Source organism: Methylobacterium sp. XJLW (assembly GCF_003254375.1).
Lineage (GTDB): Bacteria > Pseudomonadota > Alphaproteobacteria > Rhizobiales > Beijerinckiaceae > Methylobacterium > Methylobacterium fujisawaense.
Genome location: NZ_CP016429.1, coordinates 5499376 through 5513758 on the forward strand (window position 1 = coordinate 5499376; position 14383 = coordinate 5513758).

The window sequence follows — 14383 nt, forward strand, 5'->3', positions numbered from 1 at the left end:
CCCGGCAACGGTCACAGCCGCCAGACCTCGTAGCCCAGCCGTGCGAACGCCGCGCGCTCGTACAGCGCCTTCACGTCCACGATCAGGCCGCCGGGCTTCACCCGGGCGGCGATCGCCTCCGGCCCGAGCCGGGCATAATCCCGGTGCGGGACCGCGATCACGGCCGCGTCCGCGTCGGCGGGCAGGTCGGCCCAGTCGACGAGGGTGATGCCATACTCGGCCCGGGCCTCCGCCGATCCGGCGCGGGGATCGTGGACCGACACGGCGCAGCCGAATTCCTCCAGCTCCCGCACGAGGTCGGCGACCTTCGAGTTGCGCAGGTCCGCGCAGTTCTCCTTGAAGGTCAGGCCGAGGACGATGACCCGCGCCCGCCCGGCATGGCCGCCGCGCCGGACGATCCGCTTCACCGTGCTGCGCGCCACGTGGGCGGCCATGCTGTCGTTGATCCGGCGCCCCGCCAGGATCACGTGGGGATGATGGCCGATCATCGCGGCCTTGTGGGTGAGGTAGTACGGGTCCACGCCGATGCAGTGGCCGCCGACCAGCCCGGGGCGGAACGGCAGGAAGTTCCACTTGGTCCCCGCCGCCGCGAGGACCTCCTGCGTGTCGAGGTCGAGCTTGTCGAAGATCAGCGACAGCTCGTTCATGAGCGCGATGTTCAGGTCGCGCTGGGTGTTCTCGATGACCTTGGCGGCCTCGGCCACCCGGATGGACGAGGCGGCGTGGAGGCCCGCCTCGATGATCGACCCGTAGAGGGCCTTCAGCCGCTCCAGCGTCGCGGGCGTGTCGCCGGCGACGATCTTCACCACCTTGGCGAGGCTGTGCTCCCGGTCGCCCGGATTGATCCGCTCCGGCGAGTAGCCGACGAAGAAATCCGTCTTCCAGCGCAGGCCGGAGGATTGCTCGAGGACGGGGATGCAGACCTCTTCGGTGGCGCCGGGATAGACGGTGGATTCGAACACCACGGTCGCGCCCGGCCGCATGTGCCGCCCGACGAGGTCCGAGGCCCGGATCAGCAGGGTGAAATCGGGGCTCTGGGCCGCGTCCACCGGGGTCGGGACCGTGACGATGATCACGTCCGCCGCGCTCAGGGCGGCCGGGTCGTCGGTGATCGCGAGGTGCCCGGCCGCCCGGAACGCCGCCGCGTCGATCTCTCCCGCCGGGTCGTGTCCGGCCCGGTAGGCCGCCACCTTGTCGGCGGCGCGCTCGTAGCCGATCGTGATCCGCGCCCGGCCGAACGCCAGGGCGAGCGGGAGCCCGACATAGCCCAGGCCGACGATCGCCACGCTGTCTGCCGAGCTGTCCGCCACGCCGGATCCCTCTGCGGGCTCGGAAGGCGCCGATGACGGTCCGGCCGCCGGGCGCGTATAGGGGCGGCCCGGGCCCGCGTCGACTCGCTTCGGCCCGCGCGGCGCGTCGCCGGCCGGTCGCGGCGCACCAAGACCACCTGACCGACGGGCAGAGACCGATCGAGCCCGGGGCGCGCATGAGGCGAGACGATGCCTGACCTCCGCTGGACCGAGGGGCCGGTCCACTGCACCGACCTCGTGGACGGCACCGGCAAGGTCTTCGGCTATGTCGGCCCGTGCGCCGCGGGCATGCGCGGCTACGTCGTCCAGTCCGGATCGGAATGGCCGCCGCGCCCGGCCGCCTTCGCCGATCATCCCGCGGCCGACGCGGCCCGCGCCTGGGTCGAGGCCGAGGTGTCCGCGCGCGCCTTTCGGCCCGTCCGCATCATCCGGGAGACCGGCGCGCCGGTCTCCTGATTCCCCGGGGCGGTTCAGGACCGCGTCAGCCTCGCCCGGCTTCGCTGCGACGCGGGATGCCGGGGGTGCCGGCGCGTTCGGGCTCCGGGGCGCAACGTGCTATGAGCCCCGATCGCCCTGTCGCGGGCCCTGAGGTCGATCATCATGCGCACGATCATGCTCGCCGCCGCCCTGCTGGCCCTGCCCGTCCCGGCCTCGGCGCTGTGCCGCTGCACGTGCGTCCGGGGCGAGATGAAGGCGATCTGCCAGGAGACGGACCTCACGATTCCGATCTGCCAGGGGCTCTGCGAGACCACGATCCGACCGGACCGGGTCATCATTCCGCTCGCCGGCGCCCGGCAGGCCTTCGAGCCGGCCCAGTCGACGAACCCCGCGCCCGGCGGCCTCGTGTCGCCCGATCTCAGCCTGGACACCAATCCGAACGGCACCCAGCTGGGAACGCCGAGCCAGCTCTCCGGAAGCGTCGGGTCGAGCTTGTCCTCCGGCAGCGGACGCTGAGCCACGAAAAAGCCCCGCGCGGCGGGTGCCGGCGGGGCTGAAGGTTGAGGACGCCCGGTGCGTTACGTCGGGCGACTGGTTTTAGAATACCATCATTGCTCGCGATGTGAAGCTCTCGCGATGACAAATCCGGCAAATTATTTCTTCAATACTGTAGAGTGACGAATAAATCCCCGTCCGGCTCGGCCGGACGGGGTGAAATCAGTGAATCCAGAGCGCCGATCGCTCGCGTCGCCGCTCCGAAGGCGGATCGGCCTTACGACTGGGTCTTCAGATAGGCGATGACGTCGTTGATCTTCTTGTCGTCCGTGATGCCCTGGAAGATCATCTTGTTGCCCGGGACCTTCGCCTTCGGGTTCTTCAGCCACTCGTGCAGGTTGGCCTCGTCCCAGGTGATGCCGGAATTCTTCAGGGCGGCGGAGTAGTTGTAGCCCTCGTAGGTGCCCGCCTTGCGGCCGACGACACCCTTCAGGTCAGGACCCACGCCGTTCTTCTGGAAATTGTGGCACGCCTTGCAGGGAGCGAACGCCTTCTCGCCGGCGGCCGCATCCCCGGCCTCCTGGGCCTGCGCCGCGAGGGGCATGACGACGGCGAGGACGGCGCCGAGTGCAAGCATACGCATGTATAGACCCCGAATTGATCAGATAAGCTTCGCGTTTCTGACAGAAAAATTCTTCGATGCAAGGGAAAAAATCTGCGAAGCCGTGCAGATTATATTGAACGATGCATCAAACAATTTCGGATGTCATGCCCGGTTCCGCGGTTCGTTCTCGGCGCGTCTCGGCAGGCCTCGGATCGGTGGCCCGCTCGCGCGCATCCGCGGGGCGCGTCCCCGGGCGGCGGGACGGGCGAACGGCGGATCTGAGAATGCTTCCAAACTTGGCATGTCGGAGTGTTGACGTCCGATGCGGGGCGATAATCCGGCCCGCGCCGGAAAATGATGCGTCCTTCCCGGCTGGACGCCGCGCGCACGACAAGGCCCGCTGCGGCCGAGCCGGGCGGGTCCCCGCAGACGGGCCGTGTCGATGCTAGGCGGCCAGCGGCAGCCTGATCACCGGCGGGTCGCTATCCGCAGCCTTGGCGGTTCGGGCCATCGCCGCGCCGGCATCCCAGGCCGTGAGCGCCTTGATCCGATCGGCGAGAACCGTCGTCTCCAGGGTGCGGGGCGTCGCCGTCAACGGGCGGGGCATCGTCGATCGGGGGCTGGGCATGTGGGCTCCGGCGGCTGCTGCAGCGGGCAATGCGCCTGAATGGTTACCGCGATGTCTCTGCCGGGCATGCGCGCGAGGACGTGATGCGCAATCCTGCGCGCTGGACGGCCTCTGCTGCGGTTGGAGGCGCGCCGATGCGGCTGCTGGCCAAGCCCGATGGTTCGACGCGTCGCCAGGCCCGCGAGCCCCGCGCGGTCCACCGACCGGCCAAGTCGTTTCGGGATGTCGGCCGGGTGATCGGAGTGCGGGGTGCAAGCCTGCCGGACGGATCGGTGCTGCCACGCATCTCCGGGGCGCCACGTCGGGGCCGAACTCGACGGTCCGCGACCGCGCGACAGCCGCCGTGTCGGCGCTCAGCCGCAGAAGGCTCGAAGAGACCGCGTTTCGGCGCTTGTGGTGGCGGAGGGAGCGGGATTCGAACCCGCGATACCGTTTCCGGTATACACACTTTCCAGGCGTGCGCCTTCAACCACTCGGCCACCCCTCCGTCCGCGAACCGGGCGCCCGGCCGCGCACGCGGCGCGCCGGGCGCGGCCAGGACCGCGCGGTGCCGTGCTGTTAGCCGGGTGCGCCGTCCGGCGCAAGGCGCAGTCGGCCGGGCGATGCGAAAACCGCCCGGCCGCGTCCCTCACCCCTCGGCGTCGTCGAGGTGGAAGCGGACATGCTCCACGTTCGCCCGCTCGAAGGCCTGCATGACGTGCTGGTAGGAGCGCTCCATGGCGTTGTCCTCCGTCCCGGGGCTGTCCTCGGGCTTCAGCACGAACATCAGGAGCGAGCGCCCGGTCACGTCGTAGCCGGAGCCGAACTTGAAGCTCTCCACGTCCTGGCTGTCGGGCAGGTTCGTATCGAGGAGCCGCGTCCAGGCCACGCCTCCCACGGATTCGGGCAGCGTGAACGTCACGAGGTCGTGGTAGGCGTTGAACATGATCAGCAGCGTGGCGTCCCCGCCGCGGCGGTGCAGGCCGGTGGCCTGGGCGCGCCCGTCGAGCTGGACCGCGAAGGCGCGGGCCTCGCCGTCCGACCAGTTCTCGCCTGCCATCTCGCTCCCGTCCGGCCGCAGCCACGTCACGTCCTTGACGCCGAACTCCTCGTCGTACTGGCCGGTGAGGAACCGCCCGCGGCTCAGGATCGGCAGGGCGTTGCGCAGGATGATCAGGCGCTGGGTGAACTCCGCGAGATCCCGCTCCTCGTCGCCGATCGCATCCCAGTCCAGCCAGGAGACTTCGTTGTCCTGGCAGTAGGCGTTGTTGTTGCCGTTCTGGGTCCGGGCGAACTCGTCGCCGGCGAGCAGCATCGGCGTGCCGCGGGACAGGAACAGCGTCGCCAGCATGTTGCGCATCTGGCGCAGGCGCACCGCCCGGATCTCCGGGTCGTCGGTGGGGCCCTCCACCCCGTAATTGTACGAGAGGTTGTGCGAGTGGCCGTCGCGGTTGCCCTCGCCGTTCGCGTCGTTGTGCTTGTCGTTGTACGAGACCGTGTCGTGCAGGGTGAAGCCGTCATGGGCGGTGAGGAAGTTCACCGAGGCCCAGGGCTTGCGCCCGCGCTTGTTGAACTTGTCGGCCGAGCCCGCGATCCGCGCCGCCAGATCCGGCAGCAGCCCGCCATCGCCCTTCCAGTAGGCGCGGACGTCGTCGCGGAACCGGTCGTTCCACTCGGCCCAGCCGGGCGGGAAGCCGCCGACCTGGTAGCCCCCGGGGCCGCAATCCCACGGCTCGGCGATGAGCTTGACGTTGTTGAGCACCGGATCCTGGCGGCAGGTGTCGAGGAAGCCGCCGCCCTCGTCGAACCCGTAGGGCTCGCGGCCCAGGATCGTGGCGAGATCGAAGCGGAACCCGTCCACCTGCATCTCCTGCGCCCAGTAGCGCAGGGAATCGGTCACGAGCTGCAGCACCCGCGGATGCGACAGGTTGAAGGTGTTCCCGGTGCCGGTGTCGTTGATGTAGTAGCGCGGCTCGTTGGGCAGGAGCCGGTAATAGGAGGCATTGTCGACCCCCTTGAACGACAGGGTCGGGCCCTTCTCGTTGCCCTCGGCGGTGTGGTTGTAGACTACGTCGAGGATCACCTCGAGGCCGGCGCCGTGGAAGCGCGAGACCATCTCCTTGAACTCGGAGAACGCGAAGTCCGGCACCGCCGCGTAGCGCCGGGCTGGGGTGAAGAACGAGATCGTGTTGTAGCCCCAGTAATTCACCAGCCCCTTCTCCTGCAGGTAGTCGTCCTGCACGAAGGAATGGACCGGCAGCAGCTCCACCGAGGTCACGCCAAGGCTCTTGATGTAGTCGAGCACGTCCCGGGTCCCGAGGCCGGCATAGGTGCCGCGTAGCTTTTCCGGCACCCGCGGGTCGAGCTTGGTCATGCCCTTGACGTGGGCCTCGTACACGATGGTCTTGTCCCAGGGCACCAGCGGCTTCTGGTGCCGGCCCCAGGTGAAGGCCGGGTCGATCACCCGGGAGCGGCGGGTGTAGGGGGCGCTGTCCCGCTCGTCGAAGGTCAGGTCGTCGCCGGTCTCCATCTTGTAGCCGAATAGGGCCGGGTTCCAGGTGATCGAGCCGACGAGCCCCTTGGCGTAGGGGTCGATCAGCAGCTTGTTGGGGTTGAACCGGTGGCCGGCCTTCGGCTCGTAGGGGCCGTGGACCCGGTAGCCGTAGATCGTGCCGGGGCGGGCGTCGGGCAGGTAGCCGTGCCAGATCTCGTCCGTGTACTCGGGCAGCTCGATCCGCTCGATCTCCTGCTCGCCGGCATCGTCGAACAGGCAGAGTTCGACCTTGGTGGCGTGGGCGGAAAACAGGGCGAAGTTGACGCCGAGCCCGTCCCAGGTGGCGCCCAGGGGGTAGGGTTGGCCTTCCTGGATGCGCGTGCGGGCCGCGCGGGACTGCGATGCGGGACGACGAGTAGAGGACATGGACACTCCGGAACGCGACCCGCCCGGCCACGTGCCGCCGCGGGGAGCGTCGGGTGAACGTGCCGGAAACAGCGAAGCTCCCGCGGTGCCGCAAAAATCGCGGGGGTGCTGCGCGGTGAGGCCGGGACACCTCAGCGACCGGGCGACGGCGTTCCCGGTGGGGAGGACCGGGCGGCTTCAGGGGAGGGGAAGGTCGGACGTCGATCCGCCCCACGTCGGGGTGGCGACCGCCGCGTCCGGGCTTAGGCGCGGCAATGCCGAAGTCATCGCGCGGATGGTGGAGTGATCGGGTAAGCCGTGACCAGCGCCATGAGCGCGCCGTCGTCGATCTGCTTCCAGACGGATCTGACGGGATGACGCGATCCGTCGGGCATCTGCATCGGACCTTCGCAGATGTACTTGATGACAAATCTGTTCTCGACGCTGGCGACGAGATTATCGCTGCATCCATGCTCGAGCAGGGCGGCGATGAAGCTGCGGGGATCCTCGCGGGTGAAGCCGCGCGACAGAAAGAACGCGGCTTTCGGGCCTCCCTCGGCATGCCGGTCGTCGAGCAGATAGCCGCCGATCTTCGCGTCCGGGATGCAGGGCACCGGCACACGCCCGCCGAAACGTGACATTAAGGTCAGGCAGCCGCGAGGGCTTCGGCCAGGATCGTCGCCGTGCCCGCAACCGGGCTCGCGAACTCGACCTCGTAGGCCTCGCCATCGGCGTAGACCTCCACGATGGTCCCGCGGGCGCCGGCTGGCACGGGCAGGCCGTCGTCCGTGACGGCGTCGCGCAGGATCATGACCACGCTCAGCTCGGGAAAGAGCGGCGTGACCTCCGGCGCCTTGCGCAACGTGTGCATCGTCTCGAAGGACATGGCGTGATCCTGGCGCACCGCGGAGACGCGCGCAACCCGCGCTCCTCGGACGGGCCGCGCTTCCCATGCATGACGGGTGCTTGAAGACGAAAGACTCCTCCCGTCTGCGCGCCGCGCTCAGTTCGAGGCCGCGGCGGTGAAGCTCCGGTCCATGGCCCGCCCGACGTCCAGCGTCCTCGACAGGATCCCGTACCGCGTCGCCCGGTCCGAGGCCTCCTGGACCTCCGTCACGACACCGTCGTCGAGCGCGATCGGCCGCGTCCGCTGCGCCGTGTAGGCCGCGCGCAGGACGTCCTCCGGCAGCCTGGTCAGCGCGGCCGTGTTCCGGGCGTAGGCGTCGAGATGGTCCAGCGACCAGAGCCGCGCCCTGTCCAGGCGGCTCAGGAAGTCCTGCAGGGCGGCCCGCTTGGTGGCGATGGCGCTGTCCGAGGCGACGATGAAGGTGATGGTCGGCGTGAGGCCCGCGCCGTCCGCGATCGGCCGGGCCTTGTCCCTGAGCGTCGCGAACGAGACGTAGGGCTCCCAGACCGCCCAGGCATCCACCGAGCCGGCCATCAGCGCGACCTTGGCGTCGACCGGGTTGAGCGGCGCGAAGGTGGCCTCGGATGGCGCGATCCCGGCCTTCTCCAGCGTCGCGCTGATCAGGAACTGGCCCCAGCCGCCGCGGGTGCCGGCGAGTCGCTTTCCCTTGAGGTCGGCGGCCGAGCGGATCGGCGAATCCGCGCGGACCAGGATCGTCTGCGTCCGCGGATCCGACTTAGTGCCGCCGATCGCCTTGATCGGTGCCCCGGCCGCGACGACCGTGAGGAAGGAGAGGTCGCCGGTGTAGCCGACATCGAGGGCGCCGGCGTTGAGCGCCTCCAGGATCGGCGCGGCGGCGGGGAATTCCGACCATTCGATCCGGTAGGGCAGATCCTTCGCGGAGCCGGCGCTCTCGAGGAGTGACCGGTTCCCGCCCTTCTGGTCGCCGACCCGCAGGACGACCTCCTCCGCGCGGGCGGCCACCGCGGCTAGCGTCGTCGTGACCAGCGTCGTCGTGGCCAGCGTCAGTGCGGCGGCGAGCAGCGCGCCGGCGAACCGGCGGACGCCGGGACGCGCGTGAGATCCGATGAGCATGGGGCCTGCCGCGATCCGCTGCCCGCGTTGTGCGGGGCTGTTCTGTGGAAGGCCGAGCTTATGCTTGCCGCGAGGGCGGTCAATGAAACGAAAATCTGTATTGCCCGCGATTGATGCTAGAGATGACATCCGGCCGCCCCCGCGGGGAGACGAACGTCTTTCCCCGCGCCGCGCCGATCAGCGGGCGGGCGGGAACGCGTCCGCCAGGTAGGCCCGCACGAAGCCCGGCATCCGCGCGGCATCGATGTCGTCGCGGCCCCGCACCACGTGCATCCCGGCGAGTTCCGGCTCGGCCTCGGCGCCGAGATGGTCGGCGATCCGCGCCACGAGCCGCGCGGCCGTCTCCGGGAAGCGCACCGGCCGCAGGAACGCGAGCTGGCCCTCCCCCTCCAGCAGCACCCAATCCGTTTCGGCCTCGTCCGGCAGCGCCAGGCCGGTCTCCTCGGCGAGTTCCCGGGCGGCGCTGCCGGCGAGATCGACCCGCGCGCCCTGTATGTCGTCCGGATCCGGAGTGCCGCAGGGGAAGTAGAGCTGGCCGGCATTGGCCGTGCGGGCCCCCATCTCGCCGAGCAGGACGGCGCCGTCCGAGGTCCAGGGCACGATCGCCGCGAAGGCATTGGCGATGCGGGCGTCTGCGATGCGGGCGTCGGCGTGCCGGGTGTCCCGGTAGTAGGTGAAGGTGGCGTAGCGCGTCGCGAACAGGTCCAGGCGGGCGGCCCCGTCCGCGACCGCGTGATCGCAGCACAGCAGGACGGTGCCGTCGAACATGCCGGGCGCGCGGGCGATCCGGGTCTGCCAATGCGCCGCGATGGCGTCGGCATTCTCCCGGGGGAAGGCCCAGTCGTAGGTCACGAACCGCGCCGTCACGGCGGCAAGCTGCGTGATCCGGAAGCCGTCAGACATGCAGGGTGCCGTCGGCCACGATCACCGCGGCCCCGCCGATCTCGACGCTCCGCAGGGCCCCCGCCTCGATGGTGAGCTGGAGCGCGATCTCGCTCGGCCGCCCCATCGCCTCACCCTGGCGGATCGCCACGTCGTGCGTGCCGTCGCCCAGGGCCTCGAACTGCATCAGCACCCCCGCGAAGGCGGAGGCCGCCGAGCCGGTGGCGGGATCCTCCGTGACGCCGAAATTCGGCGCGAACATGCGGACCCGCCAGCTCAGGCCGGTGCCCTCGGGGTCGGGTGTGTAGAGGTAGAGCCCGTCGTTCGGGTCGGGCGCCTGGGCCGGCCGGGCGGCGTCGAGGGCCGTCACCGAGCCCACGGGCACGCAGGTGAAGCTCGGCCCGACGCCGTGGCGGCTCGGCGCGTGCCGGCCGGTGCCGATGTCGGCGGGCTTGAGGCCGAGGAGCGGGGCCAGCAAGGCGGGCTCGGGGCCGGGACCGAGGTATTCCGGCAGGATCGGCAGCCGGAACCGCGCCCGTCCGCCGCTGCCGTCCGCCAGCGTTTCGACCACGCAGGGGACGATTCCGATCCGCTCCTCCAGGCCGAAGGCCCGGGCATCGCCCCGGGACGGATCCTGCAGCGCCAGCAGCACGGCGGTGCCCACCGTCGGGTGGCCGGCGAAGGGCAGCTCCCGGCCGGGGGTGAAGATGCGCAAGGACGCCCGGTGCCGGGCCTCCGTGGGCGGCATGACGAACACCGTCTCCGACAGGTTGAACTCCTGCGCGATGGCCTGCATGGCGGCGGTGTCGAGCCCCTCCGCGTCGAGCACCACGGCCAGCGGATTGCCGGCGAGCCTCTGCTCGGTGAACACGTCGAGGGTGACGAAGCGGCGCGCCATCGTGTCGGGCCTTCCTGATCTGGCTGCCGCCTGACATCCGTCCAATGCTGATGACCGTCAGCGAGCAGCGGCTCGACTCGTAACCGACGGTCCAGCTGAGGTCACGCGATGCGACGGCGGCCGTGCCGCGGAGATCACGCGGCCGTCCGCGGCCGGGACACGCGTGGTCGCGTCACCGTCGTGCAGGCGATCAACTCCTCGGTGACAGCGGACGGACCGCCGGTCCGACGGTCGTCCGCGCGGATTACCGCCGTCGTCGGCGACTTAGAAATCCGATGTCGTCGCAGCGGCGCCCGCCCGCACGGGCGCGGCGGCCGGCGCGCCGCCATCGCCCTCGTCGGCTGTGGCGGACGCCCGGGGAAGGCCGCCCTGCTTCGTCATGCGCTGCTCTGCCGCGCCCATGGCCCGACCGACGGCGTCGGCATCCTTCGCCCAGCGCTGGCTCCAGGCGACGGCCACGACCTGCATCTTCGCCTTCGACCAGGGATGCTCCCCCCGCCACGACAGGATCTCGGCGGCGCCTTTCAGCTGGAGATCCGCGGCCTGGGCCCTGACAGCCTCGTTATAGGTTCCGAGATTGAAGCTCTGCACCGAGCCGTCGCTCATGCCGCGTGACTCGTAGGCGTCCTTGCCGATCCTGTTCGCCACGACCCGCTCGCTGACGAATTGCTGAATGGCCGCCATGGCCGCCAAGCTGGCACGGCTTCGGTCGGCGGGCATCAGGTTGGTCTGCGGGGCGACGCCGAAGCCGACCACCACGCGTTCGCCGTTCTCGTCCGTGAAGACGCGGGCACCCATCGTGTAGGCGAGCCAATCCGGGTTCCCGGCCTTGATCGCCTCGAATTGCTGGCGGATCGGCGGCTGAGGGGCTTCACGCTGCAGGGTCAACGTCGTGTTCCAGATGGTCTCCGCGATGCCGGCGAGCTTCGGCGACCAGATCAGACCTGTCAGGACGTGGTACTTGCCTGCATCCTCCACGCTCGGCCCCTCGCACTGAACAACGGTGAACGCACCGGAGGCGAACATCTCCGCCCTGCTCTCGATGCTCTGGTCGATCCGCAATTGCTGCGTGGCGATCGCCGCGCGCTGCTGCGCCGCGGTCCCGCCCGACCATTGCGGATCGAATTTCTTGATCTCGGCATCGAGGGCCTTGTCCGCGAGGACGCGCGACTTGTCGACGATCGACAATTGCTCGACGACAGGCCGCAGGGACGGCGGTGCGTCGCTCCCGCCGAACATCTGGACGGCCGCTGACCGGCTCGACCGCATCGTCGAGCGCATCGACTCCGCGAGGGACTTTCGCGCGCTGATCTCCGCGTAGGTGAAGGCCGCATTGCGACCGACGAGCCAATTGCGGGAGCCCGGCGGCTCGGCGACCGCCGCCTGCTCGTGGGCGACGTAGACGAAGTAGCCGTTCTTCTTCTCGTTCTTGCCGTCCTCGAGCTTCTCCTTCGCCTTCCAGTCCGCCCAGCACGTCTCGACCGAGGCGGGCTGCGCGCCCGCGGTGAGATGGGCGCCGCCGTTGAGCGCCGCCGCCGCTTCCGCGGACCCGGCCGGCTCGGGCGACTGAGCGGCGGCTCCATTCAGGCCGGCGAGCAACAGGGTGGCCAGACCGAAGGCCTGGCGGCAGATCGCGGTCATCCGGTTTCTCCCAATCAGCGCCGGCCGATGCCGCCGAGGGCACCGCCGACAATTCCCATGAAGGCCCGCGCCGCCTGCTCATTCTGAAGGCGTTGCTGCTCGGCCTGGCGCTGGCCTTCCATCAAGCGTTCGACCGCGTCGGCCGCTTCGCGGTGTCCCATCGATGCCGCACGCTTGAAGAGCCGATACGCGTCATCCGGCCCGGATCCCTCGACGCGACCCTTCGAAATCATCGTCGCGAGGCTGACCATCGCGTCCGGATCGCCGAGAGTGGCGCCCTGCCGGAAGCTCGCGATGGCCCCCGCCAGATCGTTGCGGCCGACGCGGGTATCCAAGAGAGCCCATCCGAAATTGTCATAGGCTGCGCGGTAGTTCTGCCGCATCAGCACCTGCAGCAGCGGTAGCGCCCGTTTCGGATCGGACGTCTGGTACGCCCGAGCGAGTTGGTAGCGGTAGCGCCGCTCCTCCGGGTATTGCCGAACGGCGATCTCGCAGGCCTCGATCGCGTCGGTCCCCGCCCCTTTCAGGACATCCCACGGGACACCGGGCAGCGCCTTCGGGCGATCGGGATCGTACAGGCCGGCCGCCGCCTGGTCGCACAGATCGCCCGCCCGCGCGATCCTCGCCTGGCGCTGGGCCTCGACCTCCCGCTGGGCCGCATCCCGTTGGGCACGCTCCACGGCTTCCCGCTTCGCCCGCTCGACGCTCTGCCGCCACTCGGTCACGACCTTTCGGTCGACGATCAGCAGCTTGTCGCCGGTCCTCGGATGAAATCCGGAATTGTCGAAGAACTCGTACGTCAGCCCTTCGCGCCAGTACCAGACCCGCGGTTGCCCCGTGACGGGATCGAACCAAGCCGCGCTCGTCGGATCGACCGGCTTCGGCGGCCGCAGGCGCCGATCCGCACGCTCCTGCTCCTCCTTCTTCACGGCCTGCGATTTCGGCACGCAGACCGTAACCTCGGACTTGAGCGAGAGGGAGCCACCGGCATCCGCCTCCTTGCGGGTCTCTTCGAGGACCTTGACCCGCACGAACCCGGCGAGATTGGTCTGCTCGAATTGCTTGAAGCGCTGTTCGGCGTCGCTGTTCACGATCTCCGCGCGGTTCTCGCGCGACGACTTGACTTCGAAGCCGATCACTTGGCCGATCGCCACTTGGTTGGTGCGGTCCAGGGCCCGCTTGCGGGCCGCGTCCATCTCGGACCACGTTCCGTAAGCTTCCTCGACGGTGACCGGGACGGTCTCCTGCCGGACGCAGTCGCCCCCGTCGTAGGCCCGGACAGGACCGATCATCATGAGCAGCGCCCCGGCGCAGGCGAGCGTCAGAGGGGCACGGTCGCGCAGTTTTTCCGCAGCTTTGTTGAGATCTGGGACGATGATCGTTTCGCTGATCTGCGTTTGAAGTCTGAGCACGGGCGAGCGGCCATCGACGAAGAACCGTATCTGTGGGTTCTGACATGCGCGTGCCGGCTGGCACTACGTGTTCTTCTCGTTAAGATTGAATTTTCCCCAGCGATTACCTTAAGGTTGATGCTGCGTCGCTGGGCGTAGCGGCGGCTACGGTGCTTGGACAGGCTTCGACGCGGGCGGTGCGCGATGTGGGCATGGGGCGCGGCGCACAGCGCGCGGGTGCCCGGGCCGATGCGGCAGATCGATCGCGCGATGGCAGCGCGCTCACACCGCCTCGACCGGAAACCGCGCGCTCGGGTTCACGTATTCCTCCTGCGCGGCCACCGTCAGGATCTCCCGCGATCCTGCCTCGGCGGTGCGCTTGAGCAGTCCGTAGATCGAGGCCGCCGCCGCGCCGAGCGCCGCCTCGGCCGAGCCGGTCCGGGCATAGTGCACCAGGAACAGGGCCGCGATGCAGTCCCCCGCCCCGTTCACCGCGATGGCGAGCCGCGGGGTGCGGACCCGGAACACCCGTCCCTCCGCGCCCGCGAGCAGGTCGATGCTGTCGGCGGGCGTGTCGGCGCAGAGCGCCGAGGTGACCAGGACCACCCGCGGCCCGCGCGCCTGGAGCGCCGCGATCGCGGCTCCGGCCTCCGCCAGGGTGCGGCTCGGCAGGCCGGTGAGGAGTCCGAGTTCGAACTGGTTGGGGGTGAGGATGTCGGCGGCCGGGACCGCGCGCTCGCGCAGGAACGCCTCGATGCCGGGCCGCACGTAGACGCCCTCCTCGACGTCGCCGATCACCGGGTCGCAGCAGTAGAGCGCTCGGGGGTTCGCCGCCCGCACGGCGTCCACCGCCTCCAGGATCGCGGCGCCGATCTCGGCCGACCCCATATAGCCCGACAGCACCGCGTCGCAGGTCGAGAGCACGCCGCGCTCGCCGATGCCGCGCACCACCTCGCGGATCATCGCCGCGTCGAAGACGGGGCCGCGCCACGCGCCGTAGCCGGTGTGGTTGGAGAACTGCACCGTATGCACGGGCCAGACCTCGACCCCGAGCCGCTGCATCGGAAACACCGCCGAGGCGTTGCCGACATGGCCGTAGGCGACATGGGACTGGATCGACAGGACGTTCAACGCGGGACTCGCTCGTTGTCCCGCTACGGTTAGCCGGTTCCCGCGCCGCCTGCACCCCTATCGCTTGCCGCCCTCCCCCGCGCGC

Annotated in this window: 14 protein-coding genes and 1 tRNA gene; 2 read left to right on the forward strand and 13 right to left on the reverse strand. The window is 69.8% G+C overall.

Translation table 11 applies throughout. The features are described from left to right. Positions 1–11 precede the first annotated feature (11 nt). Entirely contained in the window at positions 12–1310 is a 1299-nt protein-coding gene (locus tag A3862_RS25285) for a nucleotide sugar dehydrogenase (protein WP_052083562.1), read from the reverse strand. Between the two features lie 189 nt (positions 1311–1499). Here A3862_RS25285 and A3862_RS25290 point away from each other — a divergent pair, with 189 nt between their 5' ends. Both A3862_RS25290 and A3862_RS25295 read left to right on the forward strand, forming a co-directional pair. Further along, positions 1500–1766, forward strand: coding sequence for a hypothetical protein (locus tag A3862_RS25290; RefSeq protein WP_043356855.1), 267 nt, complete (start codon positions 1500–1502; stop codon positions 1764–1766). Between the two features lie 144 nt (positions 1767–1910). Next, on the forward strand, positions 1911–2264 hold the full coding sequence (locus A3862_RS25295; protein WP_236952880.1) for a hypothetical protein: 354 nt from the start codon (positions 1911–1913) through the stop codon (positions 2262–2264). A gap of 256 nt (positions 2265–2520) precedes the next feature. Here the strand turns inward: A3862_RS25295 and A3862_RS25300 are convergent, their stop codons facing one another. From A3862_RS25300 to pdxY, 12 genes are all read right to left on the reverse strand, one after another. Next, on the reverse strand, positions 2521–2886 hold the full coding sequence (locus A3862_RS25300; protein ID WP_043357149.1) for a c-type cytochrome: 366 nt from the start codon (positions 2884–2886) through the stop codon (positions 2521–2523). A 406-nt stretch (positions 2887–3292) separates the two neighbouring features. After that, positions 3293–3454, reverse strand: a complete 162-nt coding sequence (locus tag A3862_RS25305; RefSeq protein ID WP_236952879.1) for a hypothetical protein — start codon at positions 3452–3454, stop codon at positions 3293–3295. 418 nt (positions 3455–3872) lie between these two features. Next, positions 3873–3962: transfer RNA gene (locus tag A3862_RS25310), tRNA-Ser, on the reverse strand. A 141-nt stretch (positions 3963–4103) separates the two neighbouring features. Further along, positions 4104–6374 (reverse strand): glycogen debranching protein GlgX, encoded by a 2271-nt coding sequence (gene glgX / locus A3862_RS25315; RefSeq protein ID WP_043756238.1) that lies wholly within the window; start codon positions 6372–6374, stop codon positions 4104–4106. A 263-nt stretch (positions 6375–6637) separates the two neighbouring features. After that, positions 6638–6967: a DUF6883 domain-containing protein gene (locus A3862_RS25320; protein ID WP_124263019.1), complete on the reverse strand. Its 330-nt coding sequence runs from the start codon at positions 6965–6967 to the stop codon at positions 6638–6640. Positions 6968–6999: 32 nt separating this feature from the next. Continuing rightward, on the reverse strand, positions 7000–7239 hold the full coding sequence (locus A3862_RS25325; RefSeq protein ID WP_043389506.1) for a DUF4926 domain-containing protein: 240 nt from the start codon (positions 7237–7239) through the stop codon (positions 7000–7002). Between the two features lie 117 nt (positions 7240–7356). Next, positions 7357–8355 carry an ABC transporter substrate-binding protein gene (locus A3862_RS25330; RefSeq protein WP_043389503.1) on the reverse strand — a complete coding sequence of 333 codons (999 nt, stop codon included), beginning with the start codon at positions 8353–8355 and terminating at the stop codon, positions 7357–7359. A gap of 177 nt (positions 8356–8532) precedes the next feature. Next, positions 8533–9258: an NUDIX hydrolase gene (locus tag A3862_RS25335; RefSeq protein ID WP_043756236.1), complete on the reverse strand. Its 726-nt coding sequence runs from the start codon at positions 9256–9258 to the stop codon at positions 8533–8535. After that, positions 9251–10135 (reverse strand): PhzF family phenazine biosynthesis protein, encoded by an 885-nt coding sequence (locus tag A3862_RS25340; protein ID WP_043756234.1) that lies wholly within the window; start codon positions 10133–10135, stop codon positions 9251–9253. Before A3862_RS25340 ends, A3862_RS25335 begins: the two co-directional genes overlap by 8 nt. A gap of 264 nt (positions 10136–10399) precedes the next feature. Then, complete coding sequence (locus A3862_RS25345) at positions 10400–11776, reverse strand: hypothetical protein (protein ID WP_043756232.1); 1377 nt, start codon at positions 11774–11776, stop codon at positions 10400–10402. 14 nt (positions 11777–11790) lie between these two features. After that, the gene (locus A3862_RS25350) at positions 11791–13188 is read right to left on the reverse strand and encodes a tetratricopeptide repeat protein (RefSeq protein WP_043756229.1); all 1398 of its coding nucleotides are present in this window, start codon (positions 13186–13188) and stop codon (positions 11791–11793) included. Between the two features lie 261 nt (positions 13189–13449). Further along, positions 13450–14298, reverse strand: a complete 849-nt coding sequence (pdxY, locus tag A3862_RS25355) for a pyridoxal kinase PdxY (protein ID WP_043756227.1) — start codon at positions 14296–14298, stop codon at positions 13450–13452. Between the last annotated feature and the right edge of the window lie 85 nt (positions 14299–14383).